Source organism: Pseudoalteromonas sp. ESRF-bin5 (assembly GCF_002632075.1).
Lineage (GTDB): Bacteria > Pseudomonadota > Gammaproteobacteria > Enterobacterales > Alteromonadaceae > Pseudoalteromonas > Pseudoalteromonas marina.
On the sequence record NZ_NTLW01000166.1, the window covers coordinates 1 to 18,666 of the forward strand.

The 18,666-nt window shown below is 38.6% G+C and carries 17 protein-coding genes and 1 pseudogene; 4 read left to right on the plus strand and 14 right to left on the minus strand.

Features of this window, described 5'->3' with window-relative positions:
* On the minus strand, positions 1-362 hold a 362-nt coding region (locus tag BCG07_RS09410; RefSeq protein WP_286889921.1), incomplete at its 3' end, for an MFS transporter.
* Between the two features lie 114 nt (positions 363-476).
* On the opposite strand from BCG07_RS09410, the gene BCG07_RS09415 reads away from it, so the two are divergent.
* Both BCG07_RS09415 and BCG07_RS09420 read left to right on the plus strand, forming a co-directional pair.
* Entirely contained in the window at positions 477-1,364 is an 888-nt protein-coding gene (locus BCG07_RS09415) for a LysR family transcriptional regulator (protein WP_286889922.1), read from the plus strand.
* A gap of 58 nt (positions 1,365-1,422) precedes the next feature.
* Positions 1,423-2,460, plus strand: coding sequence for a metal-dependent hydrolase (locus BCG07_RS09420; RefSeq protein ID WP_138739664.1), 1,038 nt, complete (start codon positions 1,423-1,425; stop codon positions 2,458-2,460).
* Here BCG07_RS09420 and BCG07_RS09425 read toward each other — a convergent pair.
* The 5 genes from BCG07_RS09425 to BCG07_RS09445 form a co-directional block, all read right to left on the minus strand.
* On the minus strand, positions 2,457-3,380 hold the full coding sequence (locus BCG07_RS09425) for a diguanylate cyclase (RefSeq protein ID WP_138739663.1): 924 nt from the start codon (positions 3,378-3,380) through the stop codon (positions 2,457-2,459). The two genes, BCG07_RS09420 and BCG07_RS09425, sit on opposite strands and share 4 nt — an antisense overlap.
* Positions 3,381-3,385: 5 nt before the next feature.
* On the minus strand, positions 3,386-4,192 hold the full coding sequence (locus BCG07_RS09430; RefSeq protein WP_138739662.1) for an alpha/beta fold hydrolase: 807 nt from the start codon (positions 4,190-4,192) through the stop codon (positions 3,386-3,388).
* Between the two features lie 153 nt (positions 4,193-4,345).
* Positions 4,346-4,612 carry a hypothetical protein gene (locus BCG07_RS09435; protein ID WP_138739661.1) on the minus strand — a complete coding sequence of 89 codons (267 nt, stop codon included), beginning with the start codon at positions 4,610-4,612 and terminating at the stop codon, positions 4,346-4,348.
* 314 nt (positions 4,613-4,926) lie between these two features.
* Entirely contained in the window at positions 4,927-5,313 is a 387-nt protein-coding gene (locus tag BCG07_RS09440) for an OsmC family protein (RefSeq protein WP_008127939.1), read from the minus strand.
* Positions 5,314-5,322: 9 nt separating this feature from the next.
* Complete coding sequence (locus tag BCG07_RS09445; protein ID WP_039037452.1) at positions 5,323-5,712, minus strand: cytochrome b562; 390 nt, start codon at positions 5,710-5,712, stop codon at positions 5,323-5,325.
* Between the two features lie 693 nt (positions 5,713-6,405).
* Between BCG07_RS09445 and BCG07_RS09450 the strand changes: the two genes are divergently transcribed.
* Positions 6,406-9,249 (plus strand): TonB-dependent receptor domain-containing protein, encoded by a 2,844-nt coding sequence (locus tag BCG07_RS09450; RefSeq protein ID WP_286889923.1) that lies wholly within the window; start codon positions 6,406-6,408, stop codon positions 9,247-9,249.
* 45 nt (positions 9,250-9,294) lie between these two features.
* Here the strand turns inward: BCG07_RS09450 and BCG07_RS09455 are convergent, their stop codons facing one another.
* The 8 genes and pseudogenes from BCG07_RS09455 to BCG07_RS09490 all read right to left on the minus strand — a co-directional run.
* Entirely contained in the window at positions 9,295-11,073 is a 1,779-nt protein-coding gene (locus BCG07_RS09455) for a sugar phosphorylase (protein ID WP_010556278.1), read from the minus strand.
* Positions 11,074-11,112: 39 nt separating this feature from the next.
* Positions 11,113-12,333 carry a glycosyltransferase family protein gene (locus BCG07_RS09460; RefSeq protein ID WP_006791735.1) on the minus strand — a complete coding sequence of 407 codons (1,221 nt, stop codon included), beginning with the start codon at positions 12,331-12,333 and terminating at the stop codon, positions 11,113-11,115.
* Positions 12,326-14,071, minus strand: a complete 1,746-nt coding sequence (locus BCG07_RS09465; protein ID WP_286889924.1) for an HAD-IIB family hydrolase — start codon at positions 14,069-14,071, stop codon at positions 12,326-12,328. The genes BCG07_RS09460 and BCG07_RS09465 overlap by 8 nt, the downstream gene beginning before the upstream one ends.
* A 144-nt stretch (positions 14,072-14,215) precedes the next feature.
* The gene (locus BCG07_RS09470) at positions 14,216-15,454 is read right to left on the minus strand and encodes a uracil-xanthine permease family protein (RefSeq protein ID WP_006791733.1); all 1,239 of its coding nucleotides are present in this window, start codon (positions 15,452-15,454) and stop codon (positions 14,216-14,218) included.
* 138 nt (positions 15,455-15,592) lie between these two features.
* Positions 15,593-16,222 (minus strand): uracil phosphoribosyltransferase, encoded by a 630-nt coding sequence (gene upp / locus BCG07_RS09475; RefSeq protein WP_286889925.1) that lies wholly within the window; start codon positions 16,220-16,222, stop codon positions 15,593-15,595.
* Positions 16,223-16,364: 142 nt separating this feature from the next.
* Positions 16,365-17,321, minus strand: a complete 957-nt coding sequence (locus BCG07_RS09480) for a protein kinase family protein (RefSeq protein ID WP_286889926.1) — start codon at positions 17,319-17,321, stop codon at positions 16,365-16,367.
* A gap of 121 nt (positions 17,322-17,442) precedes the next feature.
* Positions 17,443-17,865, minus strand: a complete 423-nt coding sequence (locus BCG07_RS09485) for a DUF4174 domain-containing protein (RefSeq protein ID WP_286889927.1) — start codon at positions 17,863-17,865, stop codon at positions 17,443-17,445.
* Positions 17,866-18,041: 176 nt separating this feature from the next.
* A pseudogene (locus BCG07_RS09490) lies at positions 18,042-18,397 on the minus strand (IS3-like element ISCps9 family transposase); the annotation flags it as partial.
* Positions 18,398-18,475: 78 nt separating this feature from the next.
* Here BCG07_RS09490 and BCG07_RS09495 point away from each other — a divergent pair.
* Positions 18,476-18,666: transposase (locus tag BCG07_RS09495; protein ID WP_286889928.1), on the plus strand; the 191-nt coding region annotated here is incomplete at its 3' end.

Below are 18,666 nucleotides of genomic sequence, written 5' to 3' on the forward strand. Positions count from 1 at the left end.
CTTACTAAGCTTGTGGCAATCATAGAACCAATTGAGAAAAACACCCCATGGGCTAAGCCTGTTAAAATACGCGCAAGTATTAATGTTTCATAACTTGGCGCTTGCCATGCTAATAAATTCCCCAGCACAAATAAGCCCATTAAGCTTATAAGTACAATTTTACGATTCCATTTCCCGGTGAGTGCAGTAAGTACCGGTGCACCAATAGCCACACCTACCGCATATAAACTCACTAGCAAACCCGCTGAAGGTAGGCTTACGCCTAAATCGTTTGCAATAGTAGGCACTAATCCCACTATTACAAACTCGGTTGTTCCTATTGCAAATGCGCTTAAGGTTAGCGCCCACAAAGCCAATGGCATAATTAAATCCTCATTATTAGTTAAGACTTACAGTTTGACTAAAAATGTGTTTGCAAAAAATAGCATTAGTGACAAAATACTTTTGTAATAAATGCAAAAGTAAGGTGCTAAAATATGGCTCAGCATGCAAAAACCGAAGACTTAGAAATGTTTTTAACGGTAGTAGATAGCGGGAGTTTTTCAGCAGCCGCTAATTTGCTTAATCAGCAAGTAGCAAAAGTGTCGCGTGCCGTGTCTCGTCTTGAAAATACGTTACAATGTACGTTACTAACCAGGACCACTCGCCGATTAGAGCTAACCGAAGAGGGCCATACCTTTATTAAATATGCTCGTGATGGCTTAAACACCTTACAAACCGGCGAAGAAGCAATCAAACTGTTAAAACAGTCGCCCAGTGGAAAGTTACGTATTGATGCAGCAAGCCCTTTTGTACTGCATCAATTGGTACCTTTGATTGCTGAGTTTAATATGCAGTACCCCCACATTACGCTTGATATTACCTCTCACGACAGCATTATTGATTTACTAGAGCATAAAACTGACCTAGCCATACGTATTGGTGATTTAAAAGATTCAAACCTGTATGCAAAAAAGTTGGGGGCCAGTAAATTGCATTTGGTCGCAAGCCCTGAGTATTTGAAAAACGCACCTGAACTTACTCAAGCAAGCGATTTGGGCCAACATAAACTTATCGGCTTTACCGACTCACCCGCGCTCAATAACTGGCCTCTTAACATACCCTCAAAGCTTTCGTTTGAAATCACAGCAAGCAGCGGCGAAACAATTAGACAACTATGTATAGCAAACCAAGGCATTGCTTTACTCTCGCATTTTATGATTGGAAACGATTTAAAAGCTGGTAGGTTAGTCAATGTTTTACCAAATAGTATTAAAACACCAAACCACCGAGAAGATATACAAGCCGTTTATTACAAAAACAGTTCGGTGTCGTCTCGCATTGTTGCATTTTTAGATTTTATAAAACCAAAGCTTGCATTATAAGTGGCCTTTTTACGCTTTTAATCAGTATAAACAGACTTATAATTAATAAAGGATTGATATGGACTCGTTAACACAGGTTGCTTTGGGTAGTGCTGTAGGCTTCGCCGTGCTAGGCAATAAAATTGGTCGTAAAGCGGTATTTTGGGGTGCAGCGCTTGGCACCTTGCCCGACTTAGATGTTTTTTTACCTTATGGCGGCCCTGTAGAGTCATTTACTTATCATCGCGGTTTTAGCCATTCCTTCTTTATCCATTTATTAATAAGCCCACTTATCGTATGGCTTATATTAAAATTACACTCTGGCATGCAAACTTACAAAGTGAGATGGTTTTGGTTAGTGTTTTTGTGCTTATCAACCCACGCATTGCTAGATAGTTTTACCGTATATGGCACCCAATTAATGTGGCCGTTTACTGAGTACCCTTTTGCGTTATCAAATATGTTTATAATTGATCCCCTTTATACACTTCCATTATTGCTAGGATTGGTGTGTACGTTACTTCCTAAAGTATCATCAAACACCGCCTACAAAATTAATAGTATTGCGCTTGGATTAAGCTCACTTTATTTATGTACGTCTTTTGCATTGAAAGTCATGATTGATGACAAAGTAAAAACGGCGCTAAACAACAAAAACATTACGTCTGAGAAGTATATAAGCACACCAGCGCCACTTACTACCTTGCTTTGGCGAGTCGTTGTTATGTCTGACGATCATTACTATGAAGGCTATGCCTCTGTATTTGATGAACCCGACGAGGTAACACTTAGTGCATATCCTACAAATCCCTCGCTATTAAATAACATTAAAAATGAATGGGGTGTAAAACGCTTGCAATGGTTTACAAAAGGGTTCTATTCAGTAAGAGAGCAGCAAAACAAAGTGATTTTGTCAGACTTGCGCATGGGAATGGAATGTCAGTATGTGTTTAATTTTCAAGTAGGTGAAATAAATTCAGAGGGACTCACAGCCAGTAATTTTGACAAAATAAGTCAACGTCCAAGCTTCAATGATATGGATAAAATATGGGATAGAATTTGGCAACCCAGCAATTCACTCCTCAACAATACATGCAACAACGATACTAATCATTAAATAGTGTTATCGTCCCCAAACAGCTGAGTTCTATTTTTACCAAGCGATTTTGCTTGGTAAACAGCGTTGTCTGCTTGTGTAAATAAATCTATAAATGTGTTTATTGTATTACTTATGGTCATACCTATACTCACAGTCACAGGCTTATTATCGACTAATATGTCCGCAATAATGGCATGCAATCTATTACAAAATAGTAAGGCCCCTTTTTTATCTGTGTCTGATAGCATGATTAAAAATTCTTCACCACCATAGCGGGAAATTAAATCGGTTTGTCGTCCAAAACTTTTTAGTGCTTGCCCAAGCTCTTTTAAAACACGATCGCCTTCTAAGTGGCCAAAAGTATCATTAATTAATTTAAAATTATCTATATCTATAACAAGCAAGGCTACAGACTGCTTTGATCTTAACGATTGTTCTAACAGTAAAGTACTGCGGTAATTCATTTCTCTTCTGTTTAACAAATTAGTTAGCTCGTCAGTAGAAGCTAATGACTTTAACTCTTCAGCCTGCTCTTCTAGTTTTTCTCGTGTTTTTATTAGCTCATCATAAAGTTGATCCTGCTTTGATGAATTGAATAGGCTCCAAAACACCAATCCCTCTTCATTTATATGCGCGTTAATAGTCATCGGGGTTTTTCGCCCTTGCCCATTAAAAATGATCAACTGCATTTCTTCAGACTTTTTCTCATGAAGTACGGTGGGAATAAGGTAGCTTTGAAAAAAAATTCTTGACGATTTTGTCAAAATTTTATTTATATTTTGACCCACTAACTCGTCCGGCTTCCAAAGTAAGTGGCTTTCAAAATAGTTGTTTACATAAACAATTGTATTTTTAGAGTCAGTTATTAAAGCACCGCATAGAAAGCAGTCAACTGAATAAGTTGTTGGTGTTACATTATTTGGGTTGAATTTACTCACACCAATTACTGCATGTAATTAATAATAGATTCACTTACAATCTCGGGATGAGTCATTTGTAAACAATGGCCTTGGGCGGCTATAACAATGAGCGAGCTGGTTTCTATCTCTTGTTTTACGAACTCACCAACAGATACATCCGCCAAAGCATCATCTTGGCTTTGCAAAATTAATGTAGGTTGTTTTATTTTCTTTAATAGAAAACGATAGTCAGAAAAAAACGTCGCCTCTGCGAAATTTTTGGCTATAACAGGATCGGTAGAACAAAAACTACCTGAAAGCTCGCCAATCAACTCAGCCGAGTTAGCATTACCTACAACTAAAGGTGCAAGGTAATCAGCCCAACCGATATAATTTTTATCCATTAAGCTTAATAATTCTTGCAAGTCTTCTTTATCAAAGCCACCTTGGTAATCTGGCGGGAAATTTAAAAAGCAAGGCGAGGGGCATACCATAATTAACTTACTAATTAAATCAGGCCTTTCAAAAGCAGCCAAGGCACCAATCATACTACTGACAGAATGACCAACAAATACAACATCAAATAATTCCAAAGCAGTACATACTTCTATAACATCTAATGCATAACCTTCTAGTTTCTTGTATCGCTGTTTTTCGTATTGAGATATATCCGAATTACCTGACCCCACATAATCGAAAAGCACAACCCTAAATTGCGTATCTAAATAAGGAGTTAAAAAACGCCACATGTTTTGGTCACATCCAAATCCATGTCCAAATAGCAATGTTTTAGAGCCGCTACCAATTACCTTTACATTGTTTCTCGCTTTTATCGATTCTGAATTTAGCACTTTAAAGCACGCCTTTATCTGTAATATAAGTAATGTTATCGACAAAATGTTAAAAGCTAACTTGTATTAACTCTTACTCAAATTAACCGCCGTATAATCTTTATCAATAAATCTTAGTATACAACCAATACAAGCTATTAATTAAATAAAGATTTAATTTTGATGTTCGTATTGGCCTCTATATACCTCAAATACTTTTAAAACAGTATGTTGGTCTTTTGATAGATTATCGTACCAGTCATCAAATAGTTCATCATTTTCTTGCTCGCTCAACGCCATATAGTGAGCCAGCAGCTCAATAATATCGTTGTGGTTGCATGCAAGATGGTTAACTTGCTGTGCTAAGGCACTATGGTCGCGCTCTCTTAAGGTCTCCATTACCCCTTGATCTATTTGTTCTTGTTGTATTGCGTCGCTCATAAAATACCTCAGTACCTACTGTAAATATGGTTTAACTATTTTTATTGTTGTGTTTATAGTTATAACAGCCTAAACATGAATAGCCAGTATTTTTGAACTAAGTGATTACTTTTTGATTTATTTGTTTAAATAGCCATCAGGAGTGTTTATAAAAGCATCACATATTGAAAAGCCAATAAAAAATACACCAAATTACAACTCGTAATTGTTGTGTTTATAGCTATCTAAAAACGTCGTATTTTAGGGTGAGCGGCAAGGCAAGGGTATTAAAATGAAAGAGGTAACTCGTTAAAGTTACCTACATATTGGTGAATTTATTTTACAACAACAGAAAACTCAGGCACAGCTTGAATTACTTTTTTAACAGTACATGTATTTACTGCCGCAATTAATGCTTTTTTATACTTTTGAGGAAAACCATCAGGCAAATTAATTTCGATTGAAAATAACTTTTTACCATTTTCATCTACATTTTCGTTGTTTTGTGTAAGTGTCATACCTTCTGTAGAAATGTCACGTTGCTCACAAAATTTTCGCGCATAAAACCCTGCACACAAAACCATACTCACTAAAAAGTAGTCAAATGGTTCTGGGTGCTCTGCACCACCACCAGCCGAAATACTCTGATCGCTAATGACTTCCAAATCACCAAATTTAGCACTTTGCTTTTGGCCTTCTAATAATGAAACCGAAATTTCCATAACTATTCCTTACTTTCCAAACAATAATTCAAAAAAGCCTGGTGGCTCATGTAGTTTATGATATTTTTTTCGTAAATCATCAATGCGTTTAAGCGGTACTTTAGCAGCAGTAAGCCCTTGCTGATTAGCCGCTTGTTTAGCAAGCCTTGCTTGTGTAAGCACTTTATCAAGCCCCTTAACCGACTGTTCGGGCTTCTTGTAAAACTTTGCCGTTTTGCTTACTTCAACCAGCTTAATAAATTCATCAATTGCGGTATTAAACTCTGTTAACTGGCTAGCTTGTACCGCTTTTTTATAAGCAAGCCCTGTGTTTTTCATGTTTAATTCTAGATCAATAGTCTCGCTAGCATAACTGAGCGAGCTAAATAAAATGACAATAATGAGGTAAGTGTATTTCATGAATAACCCTAAAAAAACTGATAATACAAATTGTATCAAGTAAACAGAATAAAGTAACGAATCAGCAATCACTCTTTATATGCTGTAAAGGGGGTTTACAAATTATTATTGGTAATTGTCAGCATTAAGTTAAAATCAAATAACTACCTATCTTACTAACATTGAATATATCTAGATCAACAAATGAATAACGACACATTTAATAAAGATGATGAAATTTACTCAATTTAAACATTTATTTTAATAACACCATTGAACGCCCCGCTCGCTAAATCAGCAAAAATATACATTTAAGTAACTTAATAGCACAATTAACAAACACACCTGTTAATTACATCTGCAATTTAACTATCATTTTGACGAGTCAAATAAACAGCAAATAGATCAAAAATACCGCGCCAATTTTAATATTAATAACTCAATGTAAACAACGTGGCCAAAAAAGGTAAACAACCAAGAAAAACCCCATCTTATTGTCATCATAATTTAAACAAAAGTAACAACTTAAAACACTATAAATAAAATTAATTTCAAACCTTAATACAACAATATAGAGGCTTTCAGAGGGTTTAATCTTATTTACGAGCGTGTAATAATCGTTAGTTCTTTAGCCAAATGTGATGACAATGTTGCTATTTAACTATGCCAATTTTGTTAAGCATTTTTTCATAACAAACACCCATTAGGGAACTCATGAAACATTATTCTTTAATTTCCAACAGCATTAAATGTGCACTACTAACCGCTGCTGCAACAGCGAGTAGCACAGTATTAGCTCAAGATGAGCAAGTAGCAAAAAAAATAGAACGCGTTGAAGTAACAGGCTCACGCATATTACGTGAAGGCGCAATTGCACCGGCACCCGTAACCGTAATCAGTGGCGATCAACTTGTAAATAGTGGCGCTGTTAATATTGGTGAAGCATTAAATAACCTTCCTGCACTGGGTAGCACTTATTCAATGGCTAACTCTGGTCGTTTTATAGGTACTGCAGGTTTAAACATCCTTGATTTACGTAATATGGGAACAGACCGCACACTTGTACTTGTAAACGGTAAACGTCACGTATCAAGCTCTGCGGGCTCTCAATCAGTTGACACTAATACAATTCCAAGCGTATGGATTGAACGTGTTGAAATTATTACTGGTGGCGCCTCTGCTGTATATGGTGCTGACGCCGTAACGGGTGTAGTTAACTTTATTTTAAAAGATAATATTGAAGGTTTAGATGTAAGCCTAACCCGTGGCTTTGCCGACCTAAATAGCTATAACAACAAAAAAGCGACTTTTTCATACGGTTCAAACTTTAATGATGATCGTGGTAATGCAGCTTTTGCAGTAGAGTATTCGTCACAAGAGTCGTTAAATGCTTTAGACCACCCTTGGACTAGCACATCGTTCAGAAGCCTACGTAATCAGGCGCAAACCGATGAAAACAAAGACAGCGCAGACTTTCCAGACAAAATACTAACACCTAACGCTGGTTACTACGCGATCAACAACGCAGGTGTTTATGCATTAGAAAATGGTTACACAAATAGCTTCAACCCAGATAGTACCGCTCGCGACTTATACATTGGTGACAATGTTGACGGCCTTTCATGTGCTAACTGTGACTTTTTTAACCTAGGTCAGTTTGAAGAAATTCAACCTGAGTTTGAACGTTACAACGTAAACTTTAAAGTTAACTACGATGTGACTGATGATTTAAATGCTTACTTCGACGCTAAATATGTAAATAGCCAAGGCGAAAGCATAGGCCAACCTGCGTTTTTCTTTTTTGACAGCGACAACAGCATTAAGCTAGATAACCCATACCTAGACCCAAGCATTAAAGCGCGTATGGAAGAAGAAGGTGTTGAGTCAATCATGGTTAACCGCATGATGACTGACTTAGGCCGCCGCGTTGAAAACAACACCCGTGAAACAACCCGTTTTGTTACAGGCTTACAAGGCACTGTATTTGAAGATTGGGAACTAGATACATCAATCGTATACGGTAAAACAGAATTAGAGCGCGAAAATGGCGCTAACATGATTTTAGCAAACTACTTTAATGCGCTTGATGCCGTTGAAGATGCAAATGGTAATATTGTGTGTCGTAGCGCAGAGGCGCAAGCTGATGGCTGTGTACCTGTTAATATTATGGGCTTTGGCGCACCAAGCCAACAAGCCATTGATTACATAAACACAGTGTCTATTGGCGACTCCACCATTGAGCAAACTGTTGTATCAGCTTCGCTTGCAAACGGCGCTATTTTTGAGCTACCAGCCGGTTATGTAGGTATTGCTTTTGGCGCAGAGTATCGTAAAGAAGAAAGCGAAACGAACGAGCCAGATAACGCAGAAGGTACATTTTTTAACGCACTAGGCGAAGATAAAGGCTCGTTTAACGTGCGTGAAGTGTTTTTTGAAGCTTCAATGCCTATCTTAACTGATTTACCGCTTATTCAAGACTTAGTGTTTGATACCGCGGTACGCCATGCCGATTACAGTACTATTGGCGAAGCAACTAGCTGGAAACTAGGCCTTGATTGGACAGTAAACGACGAGCTACGCGTGCGTGTAACGCAATCTGCTGCCCTTAGAGCGCCTAATATTGGTGAAGTTTTTGGCGCACCTAGCCAAACTTTCTACAGTGTTGACGATCCATGTCGTGCTGAAAACCTAAATGACTTGTCAAACAGCACGACCCGCCGCGCTAACTGTGCCGCATTAGGTGTAGCAAATGATTTTAACTCAGACTACGATTCAGCGTCTTTAAATGGCTTAACAAGCGGTAACCGTAACGTAAAAGGTGAAGAGTCAACAAGTACAACGGTAGGTATTGTTTACCAACCAGAGTTTATTGACAACGCAGTATTAACTATCGATTACTGGGAAATTGAACTTGAAGATGCCATTGATACAATCAGCGCGCAAGATATTCTTGACCGCTGTGTAGACAGCACTACTGGCATCAACAACCAGTACTGTAATTTAATTACGCGCGATGCAAACAGCGAAATTTCGTTAATCCAAAACTCTGTATTAAACGTGGCGGGTCAAAAAGCATCGGGTGTTGATTTCGAACTAGGCTACGATTTTGAAGCCCTAGAAGGTAGCTTTAAAACACGTTTAATTGGTACTTACTTAATTGAACGAAAAGACTACCCTTTCCAAGATGATCCAAGCAACTTTATTGAAGCTGCAGGTACTTCTGGCGAAGCTAAATGGCAAGCAAATCTATCTGTAAGCTACTCAATTGACCGCTTTTTCAGCACTGTTGAAACACGCTTTATTGACGAAGTAGACCTTTATACAAATGTTGAACTTGCTCAAAACTCAAACCCTAATAGCAACATGAGCTACGGTAAATACTTTATTACCGATATGACTGTAGGTTACAGCTTCGATAGCGGTGTTGGCGTTAAAGTAGGTGTAGATAACCTATTTAACCGTGAACTACCATACGGTACACGCGGTACAGGCGCCGGTAGCGCAAGCTACGATAACATTGGCCGCTTTGGTTATGTAAGCTTTTCTTACAAGCTTTAATTTAAAGTGAATAATAGGCCAGGCAACGCGTGACCGGCCTATTTGTTATTTTATATTACTTAGCCAAACACATTGATACGGTTCAAGTTCAATTGTTAACTGCCCTTCCTCTATTGTTTTTCCTGACACTAAGTCAAACCACTGCTGAGTATTAATTAAATTTAAGTCAGCCAATAAAAGTGTTTGCGGTTTATCGCTAATATTAAATACACAAAAAATACTTTGTCTGCGGTCTATACTCTGGCGCCAAAAGCCAAATAATCCACCAGAAAGATGTAACGTAAACTGAGTGGCATTAGGATGGAATGCACGTTGTTTTTTACGCACACCTAATAAGTTTTTAATTGAAGTGAACACTTTGTGATGATGGCTGTATTTTTCGCCAATTGCGGCTAACAGTTTTGATTCTTGCCAACGATGGCGATTAATTGCCCTGTTGTGTTGCGAGTTTTCAAAACGCTCATAATCATTAGTTGTGGCAAGTAAACTATGAATATATAAGCCAGGTATCCCCTCAAGCGCGAACATAATGGCATGCGCGCACATAAAACGCTCAAAGCCAAATTTGTCAGGCCCATTATGTGTTCCTTGCATTGCATCAAATAACGCAATATTTAACTCATATGGTGTATGGGTGCCATCGTTACTGGTTCGCATTGAAACGCGACCACCAAATTGCATGGTTGTACTGACCAGCGACGCCACTTCAGTTGGCTGCAATAATCCCTCAATTGGACGAAGCCCTATACCATCATGAGACGCAATAAAATTAAAGTATGCGGTACCGTTTTGCGCAGGTGGCATGCTCATCATCCAATGCTTGAGTGCCGAACTATCACCACTTAATAAGGTATGCAGTAGTAACGGAGGTAAAGCAAAGTTATAAATAGCATGCGCTTCATTGGCATTACCAAAATACGACAGGTTTTCTTGGTTTGGTATGTTTGTCTCAGTGATGATCACCACACTTGGCTCAACATGCTCAATAAGTGTGCGCATTAGCCTAACGGCTTCGTGGGTTTGTGGCAGGTTGATACAACTTGTATTAAGTTGTTTCCATAAAAACGCCACTGCATCGAGCCTAAAAAGCCTCACACCGTTGTCTAAATAATGACGAATAATGCCTACAAACTCTTTCAAAACCTCCGGGTTCGCAAAATCAAAGTCAACTTGATCATGGCTAAACGTACACCATACATGCTTTTCACCACTGGGAGTTGTTACTGTATTGAGTAAAGACGATGTGCGCGGACGCACAACTTGGCTTAAATCATCGCTTAAACTTGCAGTTTTAAAGTAATCTTTGCCGGGGTGTAAATCATTTAAAAAATTTTCAAACCAAACACTTCGGCTAGAGCAATGGTTAATAACTAAATCAGCCATTAGCTTTACATCTTTAGCAATGCGTTTTATGTCTTCCCAATCACCTAACGACTCGTTGACTTGCACGTAGTTCATCACCGCAAACCCTTCGTCAGAACTATACGGGTAAAAGGGTAAAATATGCAGGGCGTTAATTTGCATATCGCACTGCTCTTTTATAAATCGATGCAAGGTTTTTAGTGGTGCTTCGATTGGGTTTGCTACCGCAAACTCAGTATCGTCGTGCTTTATAATCGAATCACCATAAGCAATCAGTACAATGTCTTGCTCATCCCATCGGTTAGTGTGTGGAGTTGGGTCGCGAAGTGGACTGTCACCTAAAATAATTTTAATGAGTTGCTGTGCAAACTCTGCTATCGATATAGGCAGCTCAACATCTTGGTAAATAATGTGTAGGTGCTGCTCTACTCGCTGTAAAAATAATTCATTCACTGTACTCACACGCGACTCCTTTAACCATTTTTATATTTATTTTATAACTTAACTGTATTCTTCGTTATCGAGCTCTACCGCCTCTTTTAAACGTTCAAATACATCAGGCATAGCCGATACCACTCGGTTCCAACTTGGTACAAATGGCGCTTCCATTGGGTTATCTAAAAAGTGTTGGCCTGCTTCCATAATGTTTTGTGCAAACATTTCTACGGCTTTTTCTTCTTGGTGAACATCCAGTGTTAGTCCGTTCATAAGCGCATCATTGTGGTAGGTTTCAATAAAATCTAAGCCAATTCGGTAGTACGTTGCTTTTAATGAACGAATAGTTTCGCTAGTAAATGTCACCCCTTGGGTAGCGAGTTTTCTAAATAATGCCTTCGTAATATCAATCGACATTTTAGACAAACCGGCACTTTGATCGTCAAGCGACAACGCTTGATGTTTGTGATCGTAGTTATCGGCAATATCTACTTGGCATAAACGGTTATGCGAGTAGTTTCGATACATTTCACTCAATACGCCTATTTCAAGCCCCCAGTCACTTGGAATACGAATATCGTTTAATACGTCGCGCCTAAACGAAAACTCACCCGCTAATGGGTACCTAAACGAATCCATATATTCAAGGTAGTCTGTATTACCTAAAATGGTTTTAAATGAGCGCAACAAAGGTGTGACTAATAAACGCGATACACGGCCATTAATTTTGCCGTTGGCTGTACGCGGGTAAAATCCTTTACAAAACTCGTAGTTAAAACGAGGGTGTGCAACCGGATAAATAAGACGTGCAAGTAAGCTTCTGTCATAGGTTAAAATATCGCAGTCATGAAGCGCTATAGACTCAACCTCGGCGGTTGCAAGCTTATAACCCATGCAATACCAAACGTTACGCCCTTTACCCAGCTCTCTTGGTGCAACGCCTAATTCTTGAAGCTCTTTATCAAGTGCTTGCAAACGTGGGCCGTCGTTCCACAACACTTTGTGATTTTGGTTTAACTCTTTAAAAAAACCAAGTGCATGGCGGTATTGCTGCTCATCGGCTCTATCTAAGCCAATTGTTATTTGCGACAAGTACGGCACTTCTCTTAACTCTTTTATTATATTTTGTAGTGCCGGACCTTCTAACTCGCTAAACAAAGAAGGGAGAATTAGCCCCATAGGGCGTTGTTTACTAAAGCTTATTAGCTCTTCTTCTAGTGCTTCAATCGGTCTATCTGCAATATTATGTAAAGTCGTGATAATGCCATTTTGATAAAAATCAGCCATGTGATTTTTGCTCCTCAATAGTATTTAAAATGCTGCTAATGCTTGGCAATGTTGTTATTTCTTCAACCCAGCCCTGCGGCGCGGGCGATTGAGAATAACGTGCCTTGTTATGCGATAATTTAACCGGCTTTTTACTGCTTGGGTTATTGATGATGATGGCGATATCAGCGTGTTCTAACATCTGCTTATCGTTGTCACTATCACCTAGGGCTATTACTGTGAGAGGCTTTCTAAAATGTTGGGTAAATTGTTTAACTAACCACTGCTGCGCAGCGCTTTTGTCGGTATTTTTAGCAATATGAATAAATCGGCCACCTATCTTTATTTCGTAGCCAAGTGCTGTTACGTCATTTACAAAGGTATCGAGTAATTCGTCACTGCCATACCAGTACAAAGGATCGGAGTAATCGCGTGTTTGAGCGCGCCTAGCTTGCGCATTGTTTAATCCGGTAAGCTCGCTTATTTTCTCGCTGCTTAACTCACTAAATAATTTATAGTGTGCTTTATATTGTGCATCTAATGAGTCTAAATCACTTAACAAGCTAGATAGCGGTGACGCTAACGCGTAACACCAATAACCTGCCACTTCTTTACAGCCTATTGGCTTAAGCTCAAAATAGTTTTGCGGTATAAATACTGCTGCGCCATTTTCAACAATAAAAGGTTGCTGAATGTTCAACTCGTTTTTTATTTCAACCACTTCGCAAAATGTTTTGCTGGTATTAAATACCACAGGAATGTGTGCGCTTTGTAACTGCTGAAGTAGCTCGCTTACATTGCTTGTGTTGTAATCTGTATGGTCGAGTAAAGTACCGTCTAAGTCAGTAAAAATAATAGGCTGTAGGGTATCATCACTTGTTAAGTGCATATTTACTATGTCGCGATTGCTATCAAGCTCAATGAGTGCGTTTGCTTTACGACTCAATGTATTTAAGTTTTCACGCGTTATACGCTCAAAATGAGAAATAAAATAAACTAACTGCTCGTCTGTCATCGTGCCTGTACCAACACCACTTTTAGCTATTAGCTTTTGTTCTTGCTCTTTTCGCCACGTAAAAACATCTGAAAAGCTAGGCGCTTTGAGCATGATTTTATAATCTATTTTATTAAAAATAGATTTATATTCGTTTGCTAAGCAGCTATTTATACAACGACGCCACACACCTTCTTTATCACTTAATTGTTCTAATTCATTCAGAGGTTCGCTTAGTGAAAATAGCGGCTGTGGCTCGCTTCCTACACACCACCCTTCTAAAAACACAATATCAACAGGCGCTAAATTTTTAACCCAATCTTGCTCTGCAACGCAGTCGTCTTGGTGTTTGTTAAAACGCGGTAATGCTACGCCCACCTCGCCAGCTAATAACTGAGTAATTGTTTTATTCATCAGGTCGGTATCGTGTGTACCGGGTACGCCACGTGTTACAAATAAAGGATGTACGTCTTGAGCTAGTTGCTTACGGCTTTCTTTACCTAGATAAAAATCGTCGATTGATAAAGCGACCGTATTTAACGACGTATTGTTGCTAAACCACGTGACTAAAAAGTCTGCAAGAGTTGTTTTGCCGGAGCCTTGGCAACCATTAATGCCAACAAAAAGAGGAGTTGATGATTTTTTTGATTCGAGAATGTCATGCGCAAGAGGTACAAAGTACTGCTCACTTAAATATTGATACTTTAAAGGCAGTTGATGCTTTGCTAAAAACGGGGTTATATCCACAATATTGGCCTCTGACATAGTAACTCCTTAAATACATAGTGTTCAGAGTACTAAATGCAGGGACTAGACCAACATTATTTTTATAACCTTTTTAATAGGTTATAAAAAAGGCGCGTTTAAAACGCGCCAAATTGGTGCAAATATTTTAACTAATGTTCAAAGTTAAGCAGCGGTTTGCTCTACTTTGGGGAGTACTAAATTAAGCACTATACCTAAAACGGCACACAAGCTAACGCCCTCTAAACTAAATTGACTGCTACCTATGTGCATACCGCCAATGCCACACACTAAAATAAGGGCAACAATACTTAAGTTACGAGGCGCTGTTAAATCATCACCCGACTTAACCAACGTATTGAGTCCAACGACCGCAATCGAACCAAATAATAAAATCATAATACCGCCCATCACAGGCACCGGTATGGTTTGTAACCCAGCTCCCATTTTTGCAATAAACGCCAGAGCAATAGCAATAATAGCGGTCCACATCATTACTTTTGGATTAAAGTTTTTAGTTAACATTACCGCGCCAGTCACCTCTGAATACGTCGTGTTTGGCGGGCCTCCAAATAACGACGCCGCAGATGTTGCTAATCCATCACCAAACAAAGTACGGTGCAGACCTGGCTTTTTTAAAAAGTCTTTTTTAGTCACTTGGCTTATAGCCATCATATCGCCTATATGCTCAATAGCTGGCGCAATGGCCACAGGCACCATAAACAAAATAGCCTGCCATTTAAACTCTGGCAGTGTAAAGTTTGGAATAGCAAACCAGTGTGCATTACTTACCGCATCAAACTGCACTACGCCCAACGCAAGCGATAAACCATAGCCCGATATTACGCCTGCCAATATAGGAATTAACTTAAATACTCCTTTACCCCACACGGCAAAAATAAGCGTTACCACAAGTGAAAACATGGAAATTAAAATAGCACTGTTGTAATCAATTAGCTGAACGCTGCCATCACCTGTTTTACCCATTGCCATATTAACTGCAACAGGCGCAAGCGCTAAACCTATCACCATAATAACGGGGCCAACAACAACCGGTGGTAAAATTTTATGAAGAGTCGCCACACCTTTAAATTTAACTAACAAACCTAACAACATATAAGCAACGCCAGCGGCCATTAATCCGCCCATCGTAGCGGGTACGCCCCACATTTGTACACCTGCAATAATGGGAGCTATAAACGCAAACGAAGAGGCTAAAAATATTGGTACCTGCCCTTTAGTCACTAATTGAAATAGTAATGTGCCAACACCTGCAGTAAACAGTGCCACACTAGGATCGAGTCCCGTTAATAACGGCACCAATACCAATGCACCAAATGCAACAAATAGCATTTGTGCGCCGGTTAAAATTGTCTTAATTGAAAACGTTGCGTTACTTTTCACTACACACTCCTAAATTTAAACATTGCTTTTTGCAGTTATAAAGTAATAAACAAACACGAAAAAGGCCTTCCTCAGAAAGCCTCTTTAATGATTGCATTGCCCCTAACGCGAAACACAATTAACGCTAATTAATGACGACTACACCGTACCAAATATTTTATCACCCGCATCACCTAAACCAGGCACTATATATCCTTTTTCGTTTAAGTGGCTATCTACCGCTGCGGTAAATATTTCTACATCAGGGTGAGCTGCTAACGTTTTTTCTACCCCTTCAGGGGCTGCAACTAACACTATAACTTTGATTTCTTTACAGCCCGCTTTTTTTAACATGTCTATTGTGGCAATCATCGAGCCACCTGTTGCAAGCATCGGGTCAATAACCAAGCTAAGACGTTGTTCAATGTTACCAACCAACTTCTCAAAATAAGGAATTGGCTCAAGCGTTTCTTCGTTGCGTTGAAGGCCAACTACGCTCACTTTAGCCGCAGGCAACAACTGCATAACACCATCCATCATACCTAAACCTGCACGTAAGATAGGCACCACTGTAATTTTTTTACCTTTAATATGCTGTACGTTAAGTTTGTTGCCATCCCAACTGGTTATTTCATTGTCTTCAAGGGAAATATTTTTCGTTGCTTCGTACGTTAATAATGTGCCAACTTCTGAGCACAGCTCACGAAAGCTTTTAGTGCTAATTCCGAAAGCGCGCATTAAGCCTAATTTATGTTGAACAAGTGGATGAGTAATAACGTGAATAGCCATGATGAAAACCTACTTAGACAATAATTAGCGATATTTTATATTAAAAATGATCATTTGACCTGTAGTTTTAAACCAATTCTCATACATTGTGCGCAAATATATGTGTTTGTTTGATATTTATGCACAACACAATTGTAAAAGTTCAGCTGTTGGTTTTAAACCAACTCACAACTTGGTCATGCATATAACTATTTATTTTGTAATGTTCCGGACTCCAGCCGGCTAAAAAGCGATAAAAATCAGCCCACGAAGCAGGCCACAACGCTTTCCATTCCTTTTTTACCGCTTGAGCAGGTATATTAGGTTGATACTGAGTTAGCGCATGTTCTAACTCATAAAAATAATAGGTAAGTTCGCTTGTTGCATGAGCATGTAATTCTTCACAGCTATAGCAGCTCGTCATAAAATACATAACATCGACTATACCAACGCCAGCGCCTGTGTACTGAAAGTCGTAACCACGTATTTCATTATTTGAATTAACGGCAAAATTGGCCACTTTAGCATCGCCATGTAGTAACGTTTTATACTTAGGGTGTTCTAACTGGTAAGCTAATTTTTTAGCTGCCGCTTTTATATCAAACTGATTATTAGGGTTTGAAACAAGCGCGTTAAATTCATCTGGCCGGGTATTTAAATGCCAATAACACCCTTGCTCCCACAAATCATCATGCTGCTTATTTAAATTAAACGCATGAAAGTGAGCAAGCCACTTTAATATTGGCTTTATATGCAACGAGCTGGCTTGCGTAAACCCAAACTGAGTAAAATTTTTAAATACCAGCGCATACTCATCGCCACAATTAATAGCACTCACACATTCAATACTGCTTGCTGTTTTAGGTAAATGCTGGCTGTAATGCTTATAAAAGTTATATTCAACATTATAAGACTGCTGCTTTCTTTTTAATGCAAATTCGCTTTGCTTAATTTTTGGATGGTTTATGTGGCTGGGTATTCTAATCGCCTTAATAACACAAGGCACATTATCAAGCCTGCACTCAATAATACTGCCACACCCGCTCCAAAGCGAAGTAAGTGTTGCACCTATTTCAATGTGTTTAAAGTGAGGCTGTAATAAGGAAAGGTAAAATGCCATAGCTGTATTAAGTAATTAATTTTTTGTAGTTTAGCATTAGACGGTATTATTAGTGAAAGTACTTAATTAAACCCAATGCTTTAACAAGCCCACAGCTTTTATTTTTAAATGGCACCAATTTTTAATTTTTTAGTTGTACTTCTCGCTGTCGCATATACATGGCATCTATAATCGAAAAAAGTGCTTTAACATCAATGGTGCTTCCTTGAGATTTAATGCCCCCATCTTTTCCTATTAAAGTAACGGTATTGTTTTTTAGTTGATATTGCTGCCTAACATTTGACATGAACGACTCGGATAACCGACCAGAATAGTTAGTTAAAGCCTCACTTTCTTTCAAAATAAACCAAACTATGTGTCGGTCATTAATCCCTTCTGAACTGTGTTTCATTAGGCTTAATACGTGCTCAGTATCTGTAGGTTTATTTAATATAATCAAGCGATTTTCCCATCGTAAACTGGATAAGTCATTCAATGGAATACTTTCACTGGCATTCGAAAACACGCTGAATACGAGTAAGAAAAGGTATTTGAGATATTTCATAACATAGCCTAAAAATAGAATGTATAAGTAAAATACGTTCTATTTAGCTTTGCGGTTTTGCTTATTTTATTTTTTAGCGTTTATTGCTGTAGAGTATTTGTATGGGTATCGTTGTTGTTTTTGTTTTAACCCGCTTAAAGTGCAAAATTTATAATAAGTGTCTTGTTAATTTTTCTATTGTAGACGTGTTTTATCTTCAGCAACAAATTAGCATCTAACAGCGCTCTAGCTGACACTGTTCTGTCACGCCAAGCATAAAACCCACTACGCGAAACATTAAGCCAAGAACACAAGTATTTTACACCTAAGGCTTGTCCGAATTTTTGGATGAATCCAAATCGTTCTGATGTACTTCCGCCAGATACCGTTGCCACTTTTTTAGCAGGTCATTCTCCTGCTTAAGACGCTCATTTTTTTTCTTAAGCTTTTGAATGTTATCCAGCTATTTTTTTGTTGGGAATTTACTCATTGTTTCATTGTTGCTTTGATAGCGCGGTACGTTTTTAAACTTACCTACTCGATACTCTTTTCGCTGTAGTGGCATAGTTAATTTGGCCACCCATTAAGAAAGAAATGTTATGCTAATAAGCATACAAATTTGGGTGAAAAAATGACGAAATTAAAACGCGCAACGTATTCTGCGGCAATCAAGTTAGAAACAGCTCAGCTTGTAGTTGACCAAAGTTATACTCAAGAAGAAGCAGCCAAAGCGATGGGGGTGGGTAAATCAACCGTCAGTAAGTGGGTTACTCAATTAAAGCAAGAGCGGAATGGCCAGACACCATCTGCTTCACCAATGAC